The sequence below is a fragment of the Bacteroidia bacterium genome, from assembly GCA_023228875.1.
Classification (GTDB): domain Bacteria; phylum Bacteroidota; class Bacteroidia; order NS11-12g; family UBA955; genus JALOAG01.
In genome coordinates, this window is the sequence record JALOAG010000005.1 from 136,334 (window position 1) to 157,331 (window position 20,998).

Sequence of the window (20,998 nt, forward strand, 5' to 3'; positions counted from 1 at the left end):
GTAAATGTACTTCAATATATGGATGAAAAAATGAATTCAGCAGTGACTTGTGGTAGTAAACTTATTTTATCTTTCTTAAAATCTGATTAGGTGGCAAATGTGTCATCATTTTTAAGATTACTTTTGTAGGCTATGGAAATGTTGGTTTATTTAATAATTGGTTTGGTATTAGGAGCACTTGTTGGATGGTTGCTTAGAAGCAAAAAACAGACAGCCAATGCAGATGAGATTGTCCAATTACAAAGTGTAAAAGCAGGATTAGAAAAATTGTTGCAAGAGAAAGAAAATCAACGATTGCTGTTGCAGACCCAAGTAGATAAAGATAAAGCTGAAATCTTGACCATGACAGGTCGTGTTGCGCAGTTGGAGGAAAGTCTCAAAAACGCAGAACAGCGATTGACCGAACATCAACAAGTATTTGAGCAAAATGAAAAGTTGTTAAAAGAGAGATTTGAAAACCTTGCCAACAAAATTCTTGAAGAAAAAACGCAGAAATTCACTGAAACCAATCGCACTAATCTTGATATTATTCTTAATCCACTTAAAGAACAGATTGCAAAGTTTGAAGAGAAAGTCGAGAAAACATATACAACAGAAGCAAAAGAGCGGCACTCACTGAAAGATGAAGTAAAGTCATTAGTGGAGTTGAATACCAAACTGAATACAGAAGCCCAAAACTTGACCAGAGCATTAAAGGGTGATAGAAAAAAGCAAGGTAATTGGGGAGAGTTAATGCTGGAAAACATTTTAGAAAGCAGTGGACTTAGAGAAGGAAAGGAATACGAAAAGCAGTATTCCACCCAAGATGATGAAGCACACCGAATTCAGCCCGACTTTATTGTGAAATTGCCTGAAAACAAACATCTAATAATAGATTCAAAGGTTTCATTGGTTGCATACGAAAGATTTGTAAATGCAGAAGATGTCAATTCGCAACAGAAATCCATTGATGAGCATATCATTTCAGTCAAAAACCATGTAAGAGCATTGTCTGACAAAAATTACTTTAGAGCTGATGGTCTTAATTCTCCCGATTTTGTGTTATTGTTTATGCCTATAGAATCTTCATTTGCTGCGGCTATTGAGGCGGATGCTGATTTGTTTAATTACGCATGGGAAAGGAAGATTGTTATTGTCAGCCCAAGTACCTTATTGGCTACTCTCAAGACAGTAGCAAGTTTGTGGAGATTAGAAAAACAAAATGTAAATGCAGCCAGAATCGCAACGGAAGCAGGAAGTTTATATGATAAGTTTAATGGTTTTGTTGAAGATTTGAAAAAGCTTGGCAACCAAATTGAGACTGTACAAAAGACTTATAATGCTTCTTATAATAAATTATCATCTGGATCGGGGAATCTTGTGTCCAAAGTTCAAAAACTTAAAAACTTAGGTGCTAAGGCTTCTAAGGCATTAGACCAAGGATTGCTTAATGAAGCACTTGAAAATGATGAAGAGTTGAGCGAGGAGTAGTACAAGTCCTCCTTCGATACGATTTTGTCAAAGCCAAAACTCACTCAGGGTGACGGGGGGTAAATGAAAAGGTGGTTAGTTTGTGCAAGGAGAAGGTACTCCACTGAACCTAAATAATATAAAATAATCTATTCCAACTCCTAACTTTGCCGCTCATTAAGTAACTATAGAATTAGCATTAATTTCAAACTTATGAGTAATATCAAGGACGCGAATCCAATTCTAGTTCAGTCAATACGAGGGCAAATTGTAGAAAGTTTTCATAGAGGAGTTGTTTGTGTTGTAAATAGAAATAAAGAGGTTGTTTATAGCCTTGGAGATATTGAACAAGTATGTTATCCGCGTTCATCAATGAAGTTTTTTCAACATATCCCTTTCTTTGCACGCGGAGGTGCAGAACATTTTGGGTTAACATTGGAGGAAGTCGCTGTGATTTGTAGTTCTCACAATGGCGAAAACAAACATATCGAGACTGTTCGAAATATATTATCAAAAGGGGGATTCACAGAAGATGATTTAGAGTGTGGACCTCAAATGCCCGAATTATTTAAAGATCAGGAATCGCTAATAAAAAGTGGAGTTAAACCGGGTAAAATTCATAATAATTGCTCGGGAAAACATACAGGATTTCTTCTTTTTTGTAAGCTCTTGGGCGTTGATCACAAGCATTATATTTCACCTGAGCACCCCATTCAAAAAATCATTGCTGAAACTTGCTCGAGGTTTTATGAAACTCCTTTGTTAACTACTGCTATAGGGATTGATGGATGTTCAGCACCAATCATTGCATATTCTGTCTATAAGCAGGCAGTTGCATATAAAAACTTGATTCATCCTGATGGTTTTTCAATCGAAGAACAAAAAGCTTGTGAGTTATTAGTCAAAGCAGTAACATCCTATCCTTATATGATTGCAGGTTCAAAACGCTATTGCACAGAATTGATGGAAGTTGCAGGCGATAAGGTTGTAGGCAAAACAGGAGCAGATGGAGTGTATTGTATGTCAATCTTTAGAGAGGGACTCGGTTGCTGTATCAAAGTGGATGATGGAAAAATGGGAATTCAATATGTTATTGCGCAAGCATTGCTATCAGATTCCGGGCTGATTTCACAAGAGCAAGCAGATAAGTTGAAAAGATTTGTTCAATATGAAACTAAAAACTTTGGAGGGTTTGTCGTTGGCGAGGTTAGAGCAAACCCTGAAGTGAGTTTTTCAATTAAAAAACCACAAAGCGTGTAAGAGATGTTTGTAAGCGGTTTTACAATCATAAGAAATGCAGTTAACGGAGGTTATCCTGTTTGTGAGGCTGTGTTGTCCATTCTGCCTTTGGTAGATGAAATGATTGTAGCCGTTGGTAAATCAGAAGATGATACGTTGGGATTGATTCGGTCAATCCAATCTGATAAGATTAAAATTGTAGAAACAGTGTGGGATGATTCATTGAGAGAGGGAGGACGAGTGTTGGCGGTTGAAACAAATAAAGCATTGAAACACATTTCTCCTTTTGCAGATTGGTGTTTTTATATTCAAGCAGATGAATGTGTGCACGAAGATGATTATGAAAATATCAGAAAAGGAATGAAACAATGGCTGAATAACCAATCTGTGCAAGGGTTGGTTTTTGATTATCTCCATTTTTATGGCTCTTATGATTTCATTGCAGATTCTCGAAAGTGGTATAGAAGAGAAGTTCGGATTATTAGAAACAACCCTCAAATAAAATCCTATATGGATGCGCAAGGTTTTAGAATTAATGGACAAAAGTTACCTTCAAAACGTATTCAAGCGCAGATATTCCACTATGGTTGGGTGAAACATCCTAAAGAGCAAATGGCTAAACAAATTCAAGCGCGGAGGCTCTGGCATGATGATAAGTTTATTACAGAAAAAGTAGCTGTTGCTGCTGAGTTTGATTATGGAAACATTGACTCTATTAAACGTTATACCGGAACACACCCACACGTTTACAAAGAAAGAATTATAAAGCAAAATTGGGTTTTTGATAGAGATCCTGCTGTGAAAGCACTTTCCTTTAAAAACAAATTGTTAATGAAGGTTGAGGCACTTACTGGATGGAGAGTGGGTGAATTTAGAAATTACACACTGGTTTAAAGTGTAATATTTGCAGACGTTTTGTCTATTTTTTCTTGTTAATAGTTCAAACTTAGCAGTGTTTAAAGTCATTCTGTCTGCAAAATAGGTTTGGTTTTTCTTTTGTTGGAACAGTCAAAAAATAACCAAATATGAACTTTGAAAAATTCACAATAAAAGCGCAACAAAGTGTTCAAGCTGCTCAACAAATGGCGTTTAACAAACGTAATACAGTCATTGAGCCTGTGCATCTTCTCACAGGACTTTTTCAAGAAGCAAAAGAAATCTTAGATTTTGTCTTTCAGAAATCAGGTGCAAACTCCAGCCGAATCGAGCAAACAGCAGATTCAATTCTAAATTCATTAGCAACCGGTAATGCAGATAGCAACTTGTATTTGTCTCCTGATGCGAATAAGGTTTTGATGGAAGCAGGCAGGATTTCAAATAAAATGGGAGATGAATATACTTCAACCGAGCACATATTGCTTGCATTGATTGAGGTTAAAAGCAATATTTCTGATATGTTAAAAGATGCAGGATTGACTAAAGCTATTGCAGAAAAGGCAATTGCGGAGTTACGTAAAGGATCAAAAGTAACATCTCAATCAGCAGAAGAACAATACAATGCACTGGGGAATTATGCCATTAACCTGAATTCGCAAGCCGCTAAAGGGAAGTTAGATCCTGTTATTGGAAGAGATGATGAAATCAGACGTGTATTACAGATTTTATCAAGAAGAACAAAAAACAACCCTATACTTATAGGAGAACCGGGTGTCGGCAAGACGGCTATTGCTGAAGGACTTGCACATAGAATTATCAAAGGCGATGTGCCCGAAAATCTAAAATCCAAAGTGATTTATTCGCTTGATATGGGTGCGCTTATAGCAGGTGCAAAGTATAAAGGTGAATTTGAAGAAAGATTAAAATCTGTTGTTAATGAGGTAATATCAGCAGCCGGAGAAATCGTCTTGTTCATTGATGAAATTCACACATTGGTTGGTGCAGGAAAAAGTGAGGGAGCAATGGATGCTGCTAATATCTTGAAACCCGCTTTGGCAAGAGGAGAGTTGAGAGCGATTGGGGCAACCACACTCAATGAATATCAAAAGTTTATCGAACAAGACAAAGCATTAGAAAGACGTTTTCAGAAAGTTTATGTCGATGAACCTACACCGGAAGACGCTGTCTCTATTCTTAGAGGTTTAAAGGAGCGTTATGAAGTTCACCACAAGGTGCGTATCAAAGATGAAGCAATTGTGAGCGCAGTTGAACTCTCACATCGCTATATTTCAGACCGTTATCTGCCGGATAAAGCAATTGATTTGCTTGATGAAGCAGCATCTAAAATCAGAATGGAAATAGACTCTGTCCCGGTTGAATTGGATGAACTGAATAGAAAGAAAATGCAGTTGGAAATAGAACGTGAAGCTCTTAAACGCGAAAATGATGTACAAAAACTTGAAGAGTTGAACAAGGAGTTAGCTGACATCACCGAAAAACAAAATGCGTTAACAGCAGAGTGGCAAAAAGAGAAGTTGGTTGTAGATTCTATTCAGTCATTAAAAAAGAAAATAGAAGACTTAAAATTAGAGGCAGAACAAGCTGAACGTAACGGAGATTATGGCAAGGTTGCGGAGATTCGTTATGGCCGCATGTTAGAAACTCAAAAAGAACTTGAGAAGCAACAAAGTACACTTGCAGAGATTCAACAAAATTCTTCAATGGTAAAAGAAGAGGTTACTTCTGAGGAAATCGCTGAGGTTGTTTCAAAATGGACAGGAATTCCTGTACAAAAAATGATGCAAAGCGAGCGAGAAAAACTGTTGCACTTGGAAGTCGAATTGCACAAGCGAGTGGTTGGACAAGACGAAGCTATTGAGTCAGTTGCAGATGCTGTACGTAGGAGTAGAGCCGGACTCCAAGATCCAAAAAGACCGATAGGCTCATTTATTTTTCTGGGAACCACAGGGGTGGGTAAAACTGAACTTGCAAAAGCACTTGCTGAATACTTGTTTGATACAGAGGATGCTATGGTGCGGATTGATATGAGCGAATACCAAGAGAAGCATACTGTAAGCAGATTGATTGGTGCTCCTCCCGGTTATGTCGGTTATGATGAGGGCGGGCAGTTGACAGAAGCAGTACGTAGAAAACCTTATTCTGTGATTTTACTTGATGAGATTGAAAAAGCGCATCCTGATGTGTTTAATATTTTGCTGCAAGTGTTGGATGACGGTCGTTTGACAGATAATAAAGGAAGAAGAGCAGATTTTAGAAATACCATTATTATCATGACTTCTAATATTGGTTCTCACATTATTCAAGAAAATTTTGAGGATTTGAATAGCGGTAATCATGATGAAGTGATCGCAAAAACAAAAGCGGAAGTTTTTGAGTTATTGAAAAAAACAATAAGACCGGAGTTCTATAACAGGATTGATGAAATAGTAATGTTTGAACCATTAAGCAGAAATCAAATAGAAGCCATTGTGAAAATTCAGTTGGATGTGCTGCAAAAACGTCTTGCAGACAACGGAATTGTGTTTGAAGCAACCGAAGAAGCTGTAGATTGGTTGAGCCAATTAGGTTACGACCCGCAATATGGCGCACGACCGCTCAAAAGAGTAATTCAGAAAAAGGTATTAAATGAATTGTCTAAGAAAATCTTGGGTGGTGATGTTGTCAAAGAGAAAAAAGTCATTTTAGATTCTTTTGATAATCAATTAATCTATAGAAATTAATTGATTATGGAGTATATTTGGCACTGTCGTTTGATAGTGCCAAATGTGTTTAGGGGGATAAGATTTATCTTTTGTTTAATTTCTTGGCACAAAACTTGAAAATCAAATGAGTATGATGGAGGTTAACATGAACAAGAAAAACAAAAATTCTATGCTCGTAGCAGGTTTATTACTTGCAGGTTCCTTTATGTGGTTTGGCAATGTAGCAATGATTACTTCAATCTTTCAAGAACCTAAATCAGAGGGTGTAACTGAGGATAATAGTAATTATGTTTACCGTAAACTTCCGAATACCGCTTTTCAAGAAGGTGAGAAGTTAAATTTCAGAGTTCACTATGGAATTATTAATGCTGCAAATATTCAAATGGAAGTTGTTGCAGATAATCAACTTTTTTCAAGACCGGAGGAATTAAAAGGGCGCAAAGCCTTTCATGTGGTAGTGCAGGGTAGTACAATTAAAGCATTTGACTGGGCTTTTAAAGTAAGAGATAGATTTGATTCTTGGATAGATGAGGATGCGCTTGCACCTTTGAAATACAGCAAGTCTGTACTTGAAAACAACTATACCGACCAAGATTTAGTGTATTACAGACATGTTAGCGGGAAATTAAATGGTAAAAAGGGGAATTTAGATATTCCAAGCTATACTCAGGATATTGCTTCCGCACTATATTATGCCCGAAATATTGAATTTAAAAATGCAAAAGTTGGAGAGTCTTTCCCAATTGACGTGTATCTTGACAATGAAATTTATAATCTGAATTTCAAATATTTGGGAGTTGAAACTATTAAGTCTGATATTGGTAAGGTAAAATGCTACAAACTAAAACCAAGACTCGTAGTCGATAGAGTCTTTAAAGGCGAAGATGATATGACTGTTTGGATTTCTGCTGATGAAAATAAAATTCCTATTAGGGTGCAGTCAGATATTCAAGTGGGTTCACTCAAAGTTGATTTAACTTCATATTCAGGTTTGAGAAATAACTTTGATGCCAAACTCAAAAAGTAAAGTCGGTTATATGTTCCCGTTTATCCTGTTGAGCTTAAATTTATAGTGGACTTTCTTTTAATGTAAGACCTGTAATTGCATACATTTGCTCAATAAACAGCTTCTTATGAGAATACTCGAAGATTTAGATTTAAAATCAGTGTTGGTGATGGACATTGAAACGGTTTCGGGACAGAAGTCTTACGAAGATTTATCAGATAAATGGAAATTACTTTGGAATAAAAAGGCTTCCAACATTAAATCTAACGAAGAAGATACTCCTGAGTCACTGTATTCCAGAGCAGCTATTTACAGTGAGTTTGGAAAAGTAATTTCCATTTGTTGCGGTATGTTTACTTTGAAAGAAGGAGAGTGGTTTTTTAAAGTAAAAGATTTTTCAGGACATGATGAATCTGTGTTGCTGCAAGATTTTGCTGATATGTTAAATAAACATTTTTCTAATGGTATGTACCGTTTCTGTACACACAATGGACGTGAGTTTGATATTCCATATTTGTGCAGAAGGATGCTAGTGAATAGAATTAAATTGCCTTCAATGCTAGATATGAGCGGATTAAAACCGTGGGAGGTGCAGCATATTGACACAATGGATCTTTGGAAGTTTGGAGATTATAAGGCGTACACGTCTTTAAATCTCTTAGCAGCTTTGTTGGATATTCCTTCGCCTAAAGATGATATTGATGGCAGCATGGTTGGCAGTGTATATTGGGAGGAAAATGATTTAGAGCGAATTGTTGCCTACTGTAAAAAAGACATTGTTACAACAGCAAGGGTTTTGATGAAACTCAAAATGATGAAGCCTGTCTCCGATGAGAATGTCATACTGTAATTCCAATCTAATTGATTTCATTATTAATTCATTATCATTGGGGGATGTTGCGTTGTTTGCTGTATTGTGTTTTAGAAATTGAGGAAGTAAGTGAGTGCCAAAACCATTTATATAGTTAGACACGGACAAACGGATTTTAATAAACGGAACATTGTTCAAGGCAGTGGAATCGACTCCGACTTGAACACTATGGGATTGTTACAAGCCGAGAGTTTTTTCGATTATTATAAGGATGAAGGTTTTGACATTGTTTATACATCAGGTCTAAAACGAGCCATTCAAAGTGTTGCTCCTTTTATTGCAAATGGACTGCAACACAAAATTCATCTTGGACTAAATGAGATAAATTGGGGTATTTTGGAAGGGCAGGAGAGTACGCCATTCCAACGTAAAATGTTTGATGAAATAATGAAACAATGGCGTTTAGGAAACCTCAATACAGCAGTAGAAAATGGCGAAACACCAATACAGTTATTAGCCAGGCAACAGCAAAGTTTAGATGACATTTTGCAGTCGGAATCGCAAAGAATCCTCATTTCTTCCCATGGAAGGGCATTGAGGAGTTTTATGTGTCTATTAACCGGAGAGCCGCAGCAAAACATGCATTTGTTTCCGCATACCAACCTTGGCTTATACGTCTTAGAGCAAGTAGAGGAAAGGCGTTTTGAAATTGTATTGAAAAACAATACAGACCATTTAGCTGAAGCATTGATTACAAGCTATTATTAATAATCTTGTTTCGGTCGCTTTTTATTTATCAAACCCATACATTTATTTTAGTTTTGCAGTGATTTTAAAATGAATCCGATACTGCAACCGATTTCACTGACTGAATTTGAATATAACCTACCGGATGAGCGAATTGCCAAATTCCCTTTGAGTGAAAGAGATGAATCCAAATTGTTGTTTTATCAACGAGGTGCCATTGCACATCATACCTTTTCTACACTTCCTTTCTTACTTCCATCAAGTTCCTCTTTGTTGTTTAACAAATCCAGAGTTGTGCCGGCACGTATAGAGTTTTTTAAAGAAACAGGTACCCGTATAGAAGTGTTTTTATTAGAGCCTTATGAAATGGAATACAGTACCGCCTTTGCGGGCAAGGGTATAGTAAGATTCAGAGCATTGATCGGTAATAAAAAACGTTGGAAAGATGAGCAAACCTTACATATTGGAATGAATCAGTTTGATTTATATGCGGAGTGGGTAAATAGAGAAGATAATATTGTAAGTCTTAGATGGACGAGTGATGTTACTTTTTCTGAATTATTGGAAACAATAGGTAAACTACCGCTACCTCCATATTTGCACCGTGATGCAGAGACTTCAGATTATCAAACTTACCAAACCGTTTTTGCTGAGGAAGAAGGAGCTGTTGCTGCACCTACAGCGGGATTGCATTTTACCGATAAAATATTGAAATCGTTAGCTGTTAATGGAGTAATAACACATAAAATGACGTTGCATGTTTCTGCGGGAACATTTTTACCTGTTACAGTCAGCAATGTGCTTGAGCATCCTATGCACAACGAAGTATTTTATTTTGATAAAGAAGATGTGCAGTATTTATTTGGAGCGGAGTGTTTGATTCCTGTTGGTACAACTTCATTAAGAATGGTTGAAAGTTTATACTGGATGGGAGTTGCATTATTAAAAGACGGGATAGATACTTTTAGTCTGGATAAATTTTATCCTTATCAGTTCTTCGATAAAAATATTCATTCCCGGGATGTCAAAGCAGCATTACTTTCTTATATAGAAAAGCACCCTCATCAAAGAATTCGCGCTTCTACACGTTTAATGATTGTTCCCGGGTATAAACCACAACTTTGCAAGGGATTAATAACAAACTTTCATCAACCTTCATCAACGCTCATCATGCTTGTGGCTTCGTTGATTGGAAAAGATTGGAAAAAAGTTTATACCGAAGCGATGTCCAACCAATACCGTTTCTTGAGTTATGGTGACAGCAGTTTGTTAATTTGGTAAACATACTTTTCCTGTCAGATAAATGAACCCCATTCATTAAACACCTTTAGAACATATATTTGCGGCAATGAAACTTACATGTTGGGGTGCTGCGGGGACTGTTACAGGTAGTATGCATCTTCTAGAAACAGATTCAGGAAGGAGGATTTTGGTTGATTGCGGACTGTATTATGAAAAGAAAAATAAAGATATTACAGAGCATAACAGACGCTTTCCATTTAGCCCAAAAAGTATAGATGCGGTTATACTCACCCATGCTCATATTGATCATAGTGGAAACCTACCCAACCTAGTGAATCAAGGATTTGAAGGGAATATATATTGTACTGCACCAACTAAGGAATTGAGCTTGTATTTACTTGAAGATTCTGTCAATATTCAGATGGCTGCGCTTGATAAAACTTTTGTCAAAAAGAAATCTAAAAAGCATAAGAAAAAAAATATTGAGGAAGGGCTGCTTTATAATTATAAACATATCAAACAAATGCTGGGGCAAGTTGTTACCATAGACTATCAGGTTAGCAAGCGGGTTTTAGATGATATTGAAATTACGTTTTACAATGCAGGTCATATTTTAGGTGCAGCATCAGTAATGGTCAAAGTAATTGAGGGGAATGAAGAAAAGACGATTGGATTTACAGGCGATTTGGGCAACTATAACTCAAAACTAATGATAGATCCCACTCCTTTGCCTCAACCTGATTTTCTGGTTACAGAGGCTACTTATGGAGGGCGCTTGCATGCAGACGGGAAAAATGCGATGGATTTGTTGCTGGATGAAGTTGTTGAGACTTGTGTCAATAAACGTGGAAAGTTGATTATTCCTGCTTTTAGTGTAGGCAGGACACAAGCAATTATCTTTACATTACATCAACTCTATGTAGCAGGCAGGTTGCCCAATATTAAAATTTTTACTGATAGCCCATTGGCAATCAAAACTACCAGAATGTATGAAACCTATATTGATTTGTTGAATAATGAAGCTAAGGATTTTCACAAGAATTATGGCGACATCTTTGCATTTGACTTGCTTTATACATTGCTATCGCCTGAACACAGTGAATCTATCAGCCTTGACCCTGAACCATGTGTAATTATTTCGGCAGCGGGTATGGTAGAGGGGGGAAGAATTCAACAACATGTCAGAACAAATATCTCAAATCCACATTCCTCTATCTTGATTGCAGGATACTGTGCTGAGGGAACATTTGGTCATTTGCTTCTGCAAGGGTTAAGCCACGTTGTTATTAATCAAAAAGAACGACCGGTATTAGCAACGATTAAGCAAACAGATGGCTTTTCTGCACATCCAGACCACAAAGGATTGTTAGATTTTATTCATAAAACTCAAGGTTCGAATACGCGTAAAGTTGTTATTGTTCATTCCGACCCTGCTTCAGCCAAAGCACTCAAGGAAGCTATTTCTCCCTCGCATCATCCTGAGATGGCTGAACGAGGTAAAGTCTTTGAATTGAACTAAAAAGAATACATAGAACAGTGGTGATAAAAACTCAGGGAGTTATTAGACGGACTGACGTTAGTAAGCAAAAGACTAGTAAACTGTGATGCAAAAAGTGCAGAAAACAATGACGAAAACATATAAATCAAAAATAGGACTTGAGTTAGTCATCTCACTTCTCATAATATTTGGAACAGTATTTTTCTTAGTTGTCTTAGAAAACAGAGTTGGCTTGGGGCTATAATTCTTTTACCTATCGTTGCATTTGTTGTCCATATTTTTATGACAACATATTATACAATAAACGGAAACAGATTAATAGTCAAGTGTGGCTTTTTATTCAACAAGACCATAGATATATACAATAAAAAGAATTGTAGAAACTCGTAATCCTCTATGTGCTACGGCAACTTCAATTGACAGACTTGAAATTTCATTTGGAAAATAAGACTCTATTATGATCTCGCCAAAGTTGAAAAGTGAGTTTATCAACGACATAACATAGCTAAACCCAAATGTAGAGGTTAAGTTACGAAAAAAAGCAACTGAAAACGTTTCAAAATAACCCTTGTCAAAGCTTCACTCATAATTTGCTAGGTACTATGGATTGTCTTGCAGTTTCAGGATGAAACAGAAATAAAAAAAGCTGTCTGTAAAGACAGCTTTTTATTGTTCAGTCGGGATGACTGGATTCGAACCAGCGACCCCTCACACCCCATGCGAGTGCTCTACCGGGCTGAGCCACATCCCGAACTTTTTGGGTTTGCAAATATAGAGATTATACCAAATCTGTCAAGGACAATTCAAGTGCTTTTGCAAATATTCCTGTGCGTTTAGGGTTAAACTGGTGCAAACGCATGATGCTTTGTCGGATAATCTCGGAACAATCTTTAATTGTTTCTATATCCACTAATTGCCCTTCCTTTTTTAATAAGTATGCACTGAGTCTATCTTTGCCTGATGCAGCAATGATTGGATGTATTAAAGAAGTTTTACTGTCTAAATATGTTGCGATTTCACCCATATAGGGTTTAGTGTCTGCAAATGGATGTTCAGATGCAAGAGCCATCACCTCAATCCCTGACTTTACAAGTAGTTCTGCTTGTTCTTGTGAAATAGTAAGGGTGGGAGAGTGTGCAACGAAAATCTCAGCAGGAATATCCCAAAACTGTTGATGACCTTGGGTTAAATCAAGCCGTGGGAGTGCATTCAATTCTTTCTTTTCATTGTGTACAAAGAGGTTGATGATGTCTTCAATTCCTAAACCTTTTTCACTTATTATTCCTCCTTTTTCGTCAATAATGCCGGCAATCAATGCTCCATATTTGCAAAGGAAGAAAGCGGTAGTTGCACTCACGGAGTTCCAGCCCTGTATTAATACAAATTTGTTATGAATAAATCCGCCATAAATCATGTAATAGTGCCTTATTGATTCTGCAATACCCCAACCAATTAATATTTCATCTACTGTCAGTTGCTGCAATGGAGTGGGGAAAAATCTTTCATCCTTAAGCGGAATCGAATGTCTTTGTTGGAGTCTGCTGATTGCAGCTAATTTTTCTTCCTCCGAATAAGGTTGAAACCCTTGCATAACGCGAATGGTGCTTCTGAATTTATTGTCAGGGCTATAAGAAAGGTAACCGGCTACTATTCCTTCCCAAGGATGCAGTAATCCCATTTTGTTTGACTGTGCTTCAATCTCATCAGATGAAATGTTTTCACCGGCATCTAACCCACAATAACTTTTGACAATGGGTGCAAGCACTTTAAAGAATCGGTCAAATATGGATTGATATCGTGTATCATTTCGGTCAAAGTCTAACCCAATAGCTGCACCTCCCACAGGAGGTCCACTGATGGTGTTTCGCACTTCTATATATTTAGCGATTTCGATGAGCTCAGATTGTGTAATTCCTTTTCTAATAATCACCTTGGCTTTAGCAGCGCCATTTTTAATTGTATGAATTACTATGTATCCTACTGCCTCAGATAAAGGGTCTTTCCATTCTAAAACAACTTCGGGTTGTTTGGTTATAAATTTGTTTAATCGTCTTTCAAGAACACTCATAAAACCCCTGCCGTGCCTTTGTATTTTGTTTTGATGGTCATCAAAGTGCCTTTGGGTAAAGGTGCACGTAATACCATTTTGATTACCAGATAAATTTCGTCTTTCTTTAAATATTCTTTAAGATTATTACCGCTTGGGGTAAGAGAAATTGTGCTTAATTGTTGCTGAGGAACATCGTGCATATAGGCACCCAAAGTCTCCTTTAGTCCATCTGCTTTTAAATAGACATCAATTTTTTTTAATATATCAAAGGTAGTTGAATCATTCATTACGATTGTCATATCCATTTTATCAAGAAACACATCTTCTATTAATTCTTTAGCAGAGTTTTTGGGAATCAAATAAGCATCAATTCCAGTTGGAAATCTATAGGTTTCAAGAGCAATTTGAGAGTCAATATCTGTAATTTCTATAGTTGCATAAGGAGTGTTGAAACTCATATTAATGGGAATGGTAAAGAGTTTCTTATCTCTTTTTTTACAACCGTTCTGAGCCAGTAATGCAGGTATGAGAAACAGTATGAGTAAGATTTTTTTCATAGAAGTTGAATTGTTCAACAAAGATAGTGAAACTATTCACCAATCAATCGCGAAAAATCTCCATGCAATCCACCTCCTATACTGTCAGCAGTTGCTCCAGTACCTGATTTTAATATATTGACTTGATTTTGAACTCTGAGTAATCCCAAAAATGCAAAAACAAGAGCTTCTTTATAATGAATCAAATTTGCATCCGGCAATATTATTTCTGCCTCTGTGTGAGTACGAATGTGTTCAACCAATACCTTGTTAAGAGCTCCGCCTCCTGTTATCAAGACTCTTTTTCCATTTCCGTTATTATTTGCGAGTAAATTGATGGCTGATGCAATTTGTACTGCAATATGATCAACCATTGTTTTCATTTTGCTTTCTGAACTTAAATCTGCAAAATCGCGAATAATACCCCAGAATTCTTGGTTAATCCAATCCCTGTTTAAGCTTTTGGGATAATGCTGTTTGTAATATTCAATAGCATTGAGCGAACCCAATAGTTCGTAATTAATATTCCCTTTTTCTGCAATGGCACCATCTTCATCAAATGATTTTCCTTTGTCTCGAGCAATTCTATTCAAAGGAATATTGCAAGGACATATATCAAAAGACGCTCTATTGCCTGTAGTATCATTGCCGGAAATATTGGCAAATCCACCTAAGTTAAGACAGAAGTCATATTCACCAAACAATAATTGGTCGCCAATGGTAACTAAAGGAGCGCCTTCGCCTCCTTTGGCTAAATCTGCTCTTCTGAAATCGTTAACAACTGGAAGTCCGCAAATGGCGGATAGACTGGCTCCATCGCCTATTTGTGCAGTAATTTTAATTTCCGGAAGATGAAAAGCAGTATGTCCATGTGATGCAACGAAATCAACATCGGATAAGCTGTAATTATGTATAAACTGTTTTACTAATTCACCAAGGTAATGACCGTAAAATACATCTGTTTTTACATAGGTAAGTGCATTTTGTCTTCTCAGTTGTGACAGTCTGATACGCCATTTTTCTTCATAAGGAATAGTTTCTGCGTGCTTTATTTCAAAGTGCCATTTGTTGTTGTTATTCGAAAATTCACAATAAGCGATATCTGTACCATCCATTGAGCTTCCGCTCATCAAACCGATAATTTTAAATATTTTCATCTCTTTACAATTTATTAATACTATTCTTTTACTAAAAACTAATTTTCATTTGTCATCAAAAGCGCCATAGCGTCCAATGTTTTACCTTGATGAAGCAATTCTATAGCAGTAGCTTCAATATCCTTGCAGTGTTTGTATGTCTCAGCAGCTAACTTGATATCTTCAACAGAGGGCATAAACTCTAAGTTGCCTAATTGACCAAGGTGATTTCCTGTAAGCCTATTGCTGTTCCTAATTTTTGCAGGCAAAGCGTCAATCCCTATACCGCAGGTAACAATATGACGTTCAAGTTCAAAAATTGCTTCCCCATGTGCTCTGCAATACCAATTACCACCCATTCTGGCAATTAAATCTATTTTGCTTTGGTCAATCATTTTATTGGCATCCAAAACATCTTCGTGAATGTGAATCAATTTTACTTCACAAATAATCAGATTGCCTGCTGCGCCACCGGTACCCAGTTCTTTTACTTCCAAGACTTCACATTCCATTTGAACAGGGCTTTCTTTGACTCTATAGGGTTTAATAAGTTCAGAAGGAATGGGGGTAAATCCGGCTTTTGCAAATTCATCTGTGCCTTTAGGATAAGGACATCCAGCCAGCGTAATTTGATGTAGCATGTCGTATGTTACAACATTAATGACCACTTCAGGAACTTCTTTTACATTGTCGTGTGTATGTTTAGTTTCAGCAGTTCTGCCACTGCGTGCAGGAGAAAAAACTGCTATGGGTGGATTTGCACTAAAAACATTAAAGAAACTGAACGGTGCTAAATTTCTATTCCCATCTTTGTCTATTGTACTAGCAAAGCATATTGGACGAGGACCGACAGCTCCCAGTAAATATTTGTGAACTAAAGGAATTGGTTGTTCTTTGGTATTGATAGTAAACATAGAGTGTGCAAAGATATTTATAGAATCAAGATTTCTATAACAAAAGGTTAAATGAGAAAAGAATTCGGTTATAGCGTAATCGCTATTGATTGTAACTTTCTTGGCTACTCTTTTTCTTTGCGTCTTTTCTTTGTTTTTTACCCCAAGGCATCGGGACGTATTTTTCGGGGTATTTGTTGATGTCAATTAACAACTTGTTTAAGTCTGCTAAGGTCGCAGTTAGTTTGTCATACAATTGAGTATCATTCACTAATTTACCTGCTGAACCCTCTCCGTTGTCAATCTTTTTGGTGATGGATTCTACGTTTGCCAAGGTCGCATCTAATCTAGCCAGAATATCAGATTTAGCAAGTGTAGAGGTGAATTCACCCAAATTCTGTAAAGTTTGAGCAAGTTCATTGCGTTTTGCAGCTAACTCAGCAGTCAATAACTTAATGTTGTCAAGAGTCTTGGTGATATTTTCATGATTGGCAGTAATCATGTTCGAACTTTTATTAGCTAAATTTTCAATTGCGGTCATCACATCTGTTGTTTTAGTAATGGCTGCCTGTAATTGACCTGTTTTGACTACCACAGAATCTAAGTAGTCAACTATTCTTTCAATCTTTTTTGCTATAGGATCCACTGATTGAGTAAACTCATCCAACAGTGACACTTCAGTACTGGATAGAAGGGTATCACCGGATTCTAAGTAAGTGTTGTAATGATCATTTAAAATCAGTTTAATTGATTTTCCGCCTAACAAACCATCTGAAACGATTTCAGCGGTTGAATTAATGGGAATGTCAAGAGGCTCAACAATTTTGAGGATTGTAACAATCTTATTTTTTTTAGTATCGCGAGTCAAGGAGTTGATATATCCCACTTTATATCCATTGAGAAGTACGCTCTGCCCTTTTCTTAATCCGGGTGTTTGGTCATATACTGCAACGTAATAAGTTTTAGGTTTGAAAAAATCCCCCTCATTAGCCATATAGTTATATCCCAATATCAGGAAGGTGATTGCAACTGCGGTCAGTGCTCCAATTTTACTTTCGTTTGATACTTTCAATTTTCTGTTTTTTTGCTTTTTGAAAAGGCTTGCAAAAGTAGTGGTTTAAATTTTTTATTTGCTACTTTTAGCTTGGTTGTTTGCGTAATATTTTTTGAATGCTTGAAAGATAGCAAGTGCGATTTTTTCTTGTCCATGTTCAGAAGTCATTGAAGCTCTATCTTTTGGATTAGTTAAAAAACCAATCTCAACCAATACGCTGGGCATAGATGTTTTCCATAGAACAAGAAAACCGGCTTGTTTAACCCCTCTGCTTTTGAGAGAAGTGTGGTTTTGAAATTCATTTTCAACATCCTCTGCAATTTCAAGACTTTTGGTAATAAATGCATTTTGATAAAGTGAGAAAATGATATGTCCGACAGGAGAGTTGGGGTCAAATCCTCCATAGCTCTCATTGTGTTGGTAGTCAGCTTCTAAAAGTATAGAGGCGTTTTCGCGTTTTGCAACAGCAAGCCATCCTTCGTTCTTGTGGGTTCCCATTACAAAAGTCTCTGTGCCTTCTGCTGCACTATTGTCATTGGCATTGCTGTGAATGGAAATAAATAAATCACCATTTGCTTTGTTAGCAATTTTAGATCGTTCAGATAGTTCAATAAAAACATCTTTCTCGCGAGTGAAGACTATGTTTACATTATTCAAACTGTCGCTAATCAATTTACCTAATTTCTTGCCGACAGCAAGCACTACATCTTTCTCATTGAATCCTGCACTCTGTCCTCCCGGGTCTTTTCCTCCGTGTCCGGGGTCAATGATTACGGTGAATTTTTTATCTTGTTTGTTGTAGCTAACGTCAAGAAATGCAGCATGTATAACTGCACTTGCCAACAAAATCCAACTCAGTGTTTTTTTCATTATTACTTCCTTGATTGGTGGTTTAAGCCTGAATTTTTGTCTTAGCTTTGCGCCTTCAATTTTGAAACGCAATTTTAGTGCCTCAGTTTTGAACCACCTAAACTTTAAGCCATTTTCTATACATCTGTACCTGTGGATAACAGCAGTGTTTATGTTATCCGGTTTTGGGTCTTTTAGCCAAAATGTCTCAACATGGAATAGAAATTTAAAGGATTCTACTGTGATTGGGGTGCAACAAAATTCGTCTATCATTATAGACAGCACCCGTAAACAAGGTGAGATGAGAGTCTCTAAAGATGCCCTTGAAACAAAAGTGGCTTATCAAGCCAAAGATTCAGTAATATTGGATTTGAGGAATAAACGGGTTTATTTATATGGCGAAGCGAAAGTTAATTATGGCGAAATGGCACTTGCTGCGGCTTATATTGAAATAAATTTTGAAATTAAAGAACTCAAAGCAAGGGGTAGGTTGGATAGTCAGGGTAATTATGTTGACCTGCCTGCTTTTAAAGATGATGAAAGAGAAGTAGGGGCAGACACAATGCATTATAATTTTGCAACAAAGCGTGGGAGAATGCAGGGTGTACGTATGCAGGAAGGCGAAGGATACGTTTTGTGTAACCGTGTGTTTAGAGATAGTTCAGGTGTGATTTTTACTGATTTAGGTAAATATACAACTTGCGACTTAGACCATCCGCATTTCTATCTGAATGCAAGAAAACTCAAGATAATTCCTAATAATAAGATTGTTTTTGGTCCGGCTAATTTAGTTGTAGAGGATGTCCCTTTGCCCACATACCTGCCATTTGGACTTTTTCCTACCAAAAAAGGACAGACTTCCGGAATATTGATTCCTCAATACGGTTTGAGCCAGTCGCGTGGTTATTATCTTTCAAACGGAGGTTATTATTTTCATTTAAGTGATTATTTAGACCAGGCACTAACAGGAGATTTTTATTTTAGAGGAAGCTGGGGGGTACATTCTCACACTCGTTATGCAAAACGCTATAAATACAATGGTTCATTGAACTTAGGCTATGCTTATAATATCTTTGGTGAAAAAGGATTGCAAGATTATAGGGTTTCTCCTGATTATAAAATAAGATGGGTACATAATCAAGATGCAAAAGCCAAACCTGGAACAGGTTTTAGCGCAGATGTCGATATTGTGAGCAATCAATATAATTTAAACAACTCTTTTGATGCCAATCAAATTGTAGCCAGTCAATATCGGTCTTCTGTTTCTTATTCTAAAATGATGAAGTCCGGTAAGTACAATTTAAGAATAGGGCTTAATCACAGTCAGAACACTCAGACAAGAGATTTTAATATTGATTTGCCAAACATTAACTTTGATGTTGCACGTCTGACACCTTTTAAACGTAAAAATGCAATTGGAAAACCACGCTGGTACGAAACCATTGGACTTAGTTATAATACAAATTTTGCTAACCGATTAAACACATACGATTCCTTGCTCACAAGCTCTACTGTCTTAAATGATTTCCGCAATGGAATCAGCCACTCTATTCCTATCAGTACTTCTGTGAAATTTTTGAAAAATTATTTTACATTAAACCCTTCATTTAATTATGAGGAATATTGGTATTTTAAGACTATCAGAAAAGACTATAATTCAACTACCAATAAGGTGGAAATGCGTGATGTAGATGGATTTGCAAGAGCTTCAAGTTTTTCGGCTAATGCAAGTATTAATACACGTGTATTTGGTACTTTTAAGTTTAAAAGAAATCCTAAAATTGAGGCAATTCGACATGTCATAACCCCTTCGTTGAATTTTAATTACAGCCCTGATTTCTCTAATGCTAGGTTTAATTATTACCGCGATGTGCAAGTTGATTCATTGGGACATATGAACAGATATTCCATTTTTGAAAATGGTGTAAAAGGAGGACCGGGACAGGGCAGGAGAGGTATGATAGGATTATCTATTATAAACAATCTTGAAATGAAGAGGATTATCAAAACGGATACTTCTTCTGATTTCAGCTATGTCAAACTCATTGAATCATTTGACATCAATGGAAATTATAATTTTTTAGCGGACAGCTTTAGGTTTAGCAATTTGCGTTTTAATGCCAGAACCACATTGTTTAAAAAACTTTCTATTCAACTCAATGGAGATTTGGATTTGTATGCAAGAGAAAACAACCGTAGGATAGATAAATTACAAATATTAAAAAACGGGAATCCGGGACATTGGAATAATGCAAGCCTTGTTGCCTCATTTTCACTCAATCCGGAGGCATTTAAAAATGGACAACCTGTATATACTCCTCCCAATGGAGCCATGTTGACAGATCAAGAATGGCGCAATATTGCAATGTATCCCTATAATTATGTGGATTTTAACGTACCTTGGAATCTGAATGTCAATTATTCGTTGAGGTATCAAGAGAATTATGGCAATACAAAAAACATCTCAAATATTTTTAACTTTTCCGGAGATGTAAGTCTGACTGAAAATTGGAAGATATCAGTAACTTCCGGATATGATGTAACTCGTAAAGAAATTGCTTATACTTCAATTGATTTTATTCGCGACTTACATTGTTGGCAGTTTAATTTTAATTGGATACCACTGGGAGAGAGAAAAAGCTTTTTCTTTACTTTACGTGCAAAATCAAGTCTGTTGCAAGATTTAAAACTGAACAAGCGCGGTTTCTGGTTTGATAAATAGGGTTTGTTTTGATTAACCTTATATTGTAAATCTTGCGCATGTAATTTTTGACCAACATTTTTATCAGGGTATATAAAAAAAACAGAAGAAAGCATTTGCTTTCTTCTGTTTTGGAATGGTTCCTTTGTAATTCGATTTTATCTTGCACATAAAGACAATACTAAACC

The 20,998-nt window shown here is 36.6% G+C and carries 16 protein-coding genes and 1 tRNA gene; 10 read left to right on the forward strand and 7 right to left on the reverse strand.

Annotated elements, in window-relative coordinates:
- Positions 1–132: 132 nt before the first annotated feature.
- The 9 genes from rmuC to M0R38_07230 all read left to right on the forward strand — a co-directional run bounded on the left by rmuC (position 133) and on the right by M0R38_07230 (position 11,612).
- Complete coding sequence (gene rmuC, locus M0R38_07190; GenBank protein ID MCK9481526.1) at positions 133–1,470, forward strand: DNA recombination protein RmuC; 1,338 nt, start codon at positions 133–135, stop codon at positions 1,468–1,470.
- A gap of 192 nt (positions 1,471–1,662) precedes the next feature.
- Entirely contained in the window at positions 1,663–2,709 is a 1,047-nt protein-coding gene (locus tag M0R38_07195; protein MCK9481527.1) for an asparaginase, read from the forward strand.
- A 3-nt stretch (positions 2,710–2,712) separates the two neighbouring features.
- The gene (locus M0R38_07200) at positions 2,713–3,582 is read left to right on the forward strand and encodes a glycosyltransferase family 2 protein (protein ID MCK9481528.1); all 870 of its coding nucleotides are present in this window, start codon (positions 2,713–2,715) and stop codon (positions 3,580–3,582) included.
- 131 nt (positions 3,583–3,713) lie between these two features.
- Positions 3,714–6,305: an ATP-dependent chaperone ClpB gene (gene clpB / locus M0R38_07205; protein MCK9481529.1), complete on the forward strand. Its 2,592-nt coding sequence runs from the start codon at positions 3,714–3,716 to the stop codon at positions 6,303–6,305.
- A 127-nt stretch (positions 6,306–6,432) separates the two neighbouring features.
- The gene (locus M0R38_07210) at positions 6,433–7,314 is read left to right on the forward strand and encodes a DUF3108 domain-containing protein (protein MCK9481530.1); all 882 of its coding nucleotides are present in this window, start codon (positions 6,433–6,435) and stop codon (positions 7,312–7,314) included.
- Between the two features lie 106 nt (positions 7,315–7,420).
- A complete protein-coding gene (locus M0R38_07215) occupies positions 7,421–8,143 on the forward strand; it encodes a 3'-5' exonuclease (GenBank protein MCK9481531.1) in 723 nt (240 codons plus the stop codon).
- A 90-nt stretch (positions 8,144–8,233) separates the two neighbouring features.
- Entirely contained in the window at positions 8,234–8,872 is a 639-nt protein-coding gene (locus M0R38_07220; GenBank protein MCK9481532.1) for a histidine phosphatase family protein, read from the forward strand.
- Positions 8,873–8,941: 69 nt separating this feature from the next.
- Positions 8,942–10,132: an S-adenosylmethionine:tRNA ribosyltransferase-isomerase gene (locus tag M0R38_07225; GenBank protein MCK9481533.1), complete on the forward strand. Its 1,191-nt coding sequence runs from the start codon at positions 8,942–8,944 to the stop codon at positions 10,130–10,132.
- Positions 10,133–10,199: 67 nt separating this feature from the next.
- Entirely contained in the window at positions 10,200–11,612 is a 1,413-nt protein-coding gene (locus M0R38_07230) for an MBL fold metallo-hydrolase (protein ID MCK9481534.1), read from the forward strand.
- 656 nt (positions 11,613–12,268) lie between these two features.
- On the opposite strand, the gene M0R38_07235 is transcribed toward M0R38_07230, so the two are convergent.
- The 7 genes from M0R38_07235 to M0R38_07265 form a co-directional block, all read right to left on the reverse strand.
- Positions 12,269–12,342 (reverse strand) — tRNA-Pro (locus tag M0R38_07235).
- Positions 12,343–12,369: 27 nt separating this feature from the next.
- Positions 12,370–13,659 (reverse strand): hypothetical protein, encoded by a 1,290-nt coding sequence (locus M0R38_07240; GenBank protein MCK9481535.1) that lies wholly within the window; start codon positions 13,657–13,659, stop codon positions 12,370–12,372.
- Entirely contained in the window at positions 13,656–14,198 is a 543-nt protein-coding gene (locus tag M0R38_07245; GenBank protein MCK9481536.1) for a hypothetical protein, read from the reverse strand. Before M0R38_07245 ends, M0R38_07240 begins: the two co-directional genes overlap by 4 nt.
- A gap of 32 nt (positions 14,199–14,230) precedes the next feature.
- Positions 14,231–15,334 (reverse strand): anhydro-N-acetylmuramic acid kinase, encoded by a 1,104-nt coding sequence (locus M0R38_07250; protein MCK9481537.1) that lies wholly within the window; start codon positions 15,332–15,334, stop codon positions 14,231–14,233.
- 38 nt (positions 15,335–15,372) lie between these two features.
- The gene (locus M0R38_07255; protein MCK9481538.1) at positions 15,373–16,227 is read right to left on the reverse strand and encodes a flavin reductase family protein; all 855 of its coding nucleotides are present in this window, start codon (positions 16,225–16,227) and stop codon (positions 15,373–15,375) included.
- An 82-nt stretch (positions 16,228–16,309) separates the two neighbouring features.
- On the reverse strand, positions 16,310–17,278 hold the full coding sequence (locus M0R38_07260; GenBank protein MCK9481539.1) for an MlaD family protein: 969 nt from the start codon (positions 17,276–17,278) through the stop codon (positions 16,310–16,312).
- Between the two features lie 54 nt (positions 17,279–17,332).
- Positions 17,333–18,130, reverse strand: coding sequence for an N-acetylmuramoyl-L-alanine amidase (locus tag M0R38_07265; GenBank protein ID MCK9481540.1), 798 nt, complete (start codon positions 18,128–18,130; stop codon positions 17,333–17,335).
- An 88-nt stretch (positions 18,131–18,218) separates the two neighbouring features.
- Here M0R38_07265 and M0R38_07270 point away from each other — a divergent pair, with 88 nt between their 5' ends.
- On the forward strand, positions 18,219–20,831 hold the full coding sequence (locus tag M0R38_07270; GenBank protein MCK9481541.1) for a hypothetical protein: 2,613 nt from the start codon (positions 18,219–18,221) through the stop codon (positions 20,829–20,831).
- The last annotated feature ends 167 nt before the right edge of the window (positions 20,832–20,998 follow it).

Bases quoted from the DNA above. Each gene is read 5' to 3' on its own strand.
- rmuC (MCK9481526.1), top strand. From the start codon at position 133: ATGGAAATGTTGGTTTATTTAATAATTGGTTTGGTATTAGGAGCACTT.
- M0R38_07195 (MCK9481527.1), top strand. From the start codon at position 1,663: ATGAGTAATATCAAGGACGCGAATCCAATTCTAGTTCAGTCAATACGA.
- M0R38_07200 (MCK9481528.1), top strand. From the start codon at position 2,713: ATGTTTGTAAGCGGTTTTACAATCATAAGAAATGCAGTTAACGGAGGT.
- clpB (MCK9481529.1), top strand. From the start codon at position 3,714: ATGAACTTTGAAAAATTCACAATAAAAGCGCAACAAAGTGTTCAAGCT.
- M0R38_07210 (MCK9481530.1), top strand. From the start codon at position 6,433: ATGAACAAGAAAAACAAAAATTCTATGCTCGTAGCAGGTTTATTACTT.
- M0R38_07215 (MCK9481531.1), top strand. From the start codon at position 7,421: ATGAGAATACTCGAAGATTTAGATTTAAAATCAGTGTTGGTGATGGAC.
- M0R38_07225 (MCK9481533.1), top strand. From the start codon at position 8,942: ATGAATCCGATACTGCAACCGATTTCACTGACTGAATTTGAATATAAC.
- M0R38_07230 (MCK9481534.1), top strand. From the start codon at position 10,200: ATGAAACTTACATGTTGGGGTGCTGCGGGGACTGTTACAGGTAGTATG.
- M0R38_07240 (MCK9481535.1), bottom strand. From the start codon at position 13,659: ATGAGTGTTCTTGAAAGACGATTAAACAAATTTATAACCAAACAACCC.
- M0R38_07245 (MCK9481536.1), bottom strand. From the start codon at position 14,198: ATGAAAAAAATCTTACTCATACTGTTTCTCATACCTGCATTACTGGCT.
- M0R38_07250 (MCK9481537.1), bottom strand. From the start codon at position 15,334: ATGAAAATATTTAAAATTATCGGTTTGATGAGCGGAAGCTCAATGGAT.
- M0R38_07255 (MCK9481538.1), bottom strand. From the start codon at position 16,227: ATGTTTACTATCAATACCAAAGAACAACCAATTCCTTTAGTTCACAAA.
- M0R38_07265 (MCK9481540.1), bottom strand. From the start codon at position 18,130: ATGAAAAAAACACTGAGTTGGATTTTGTTGGCAAGTGCAGTTATACAT.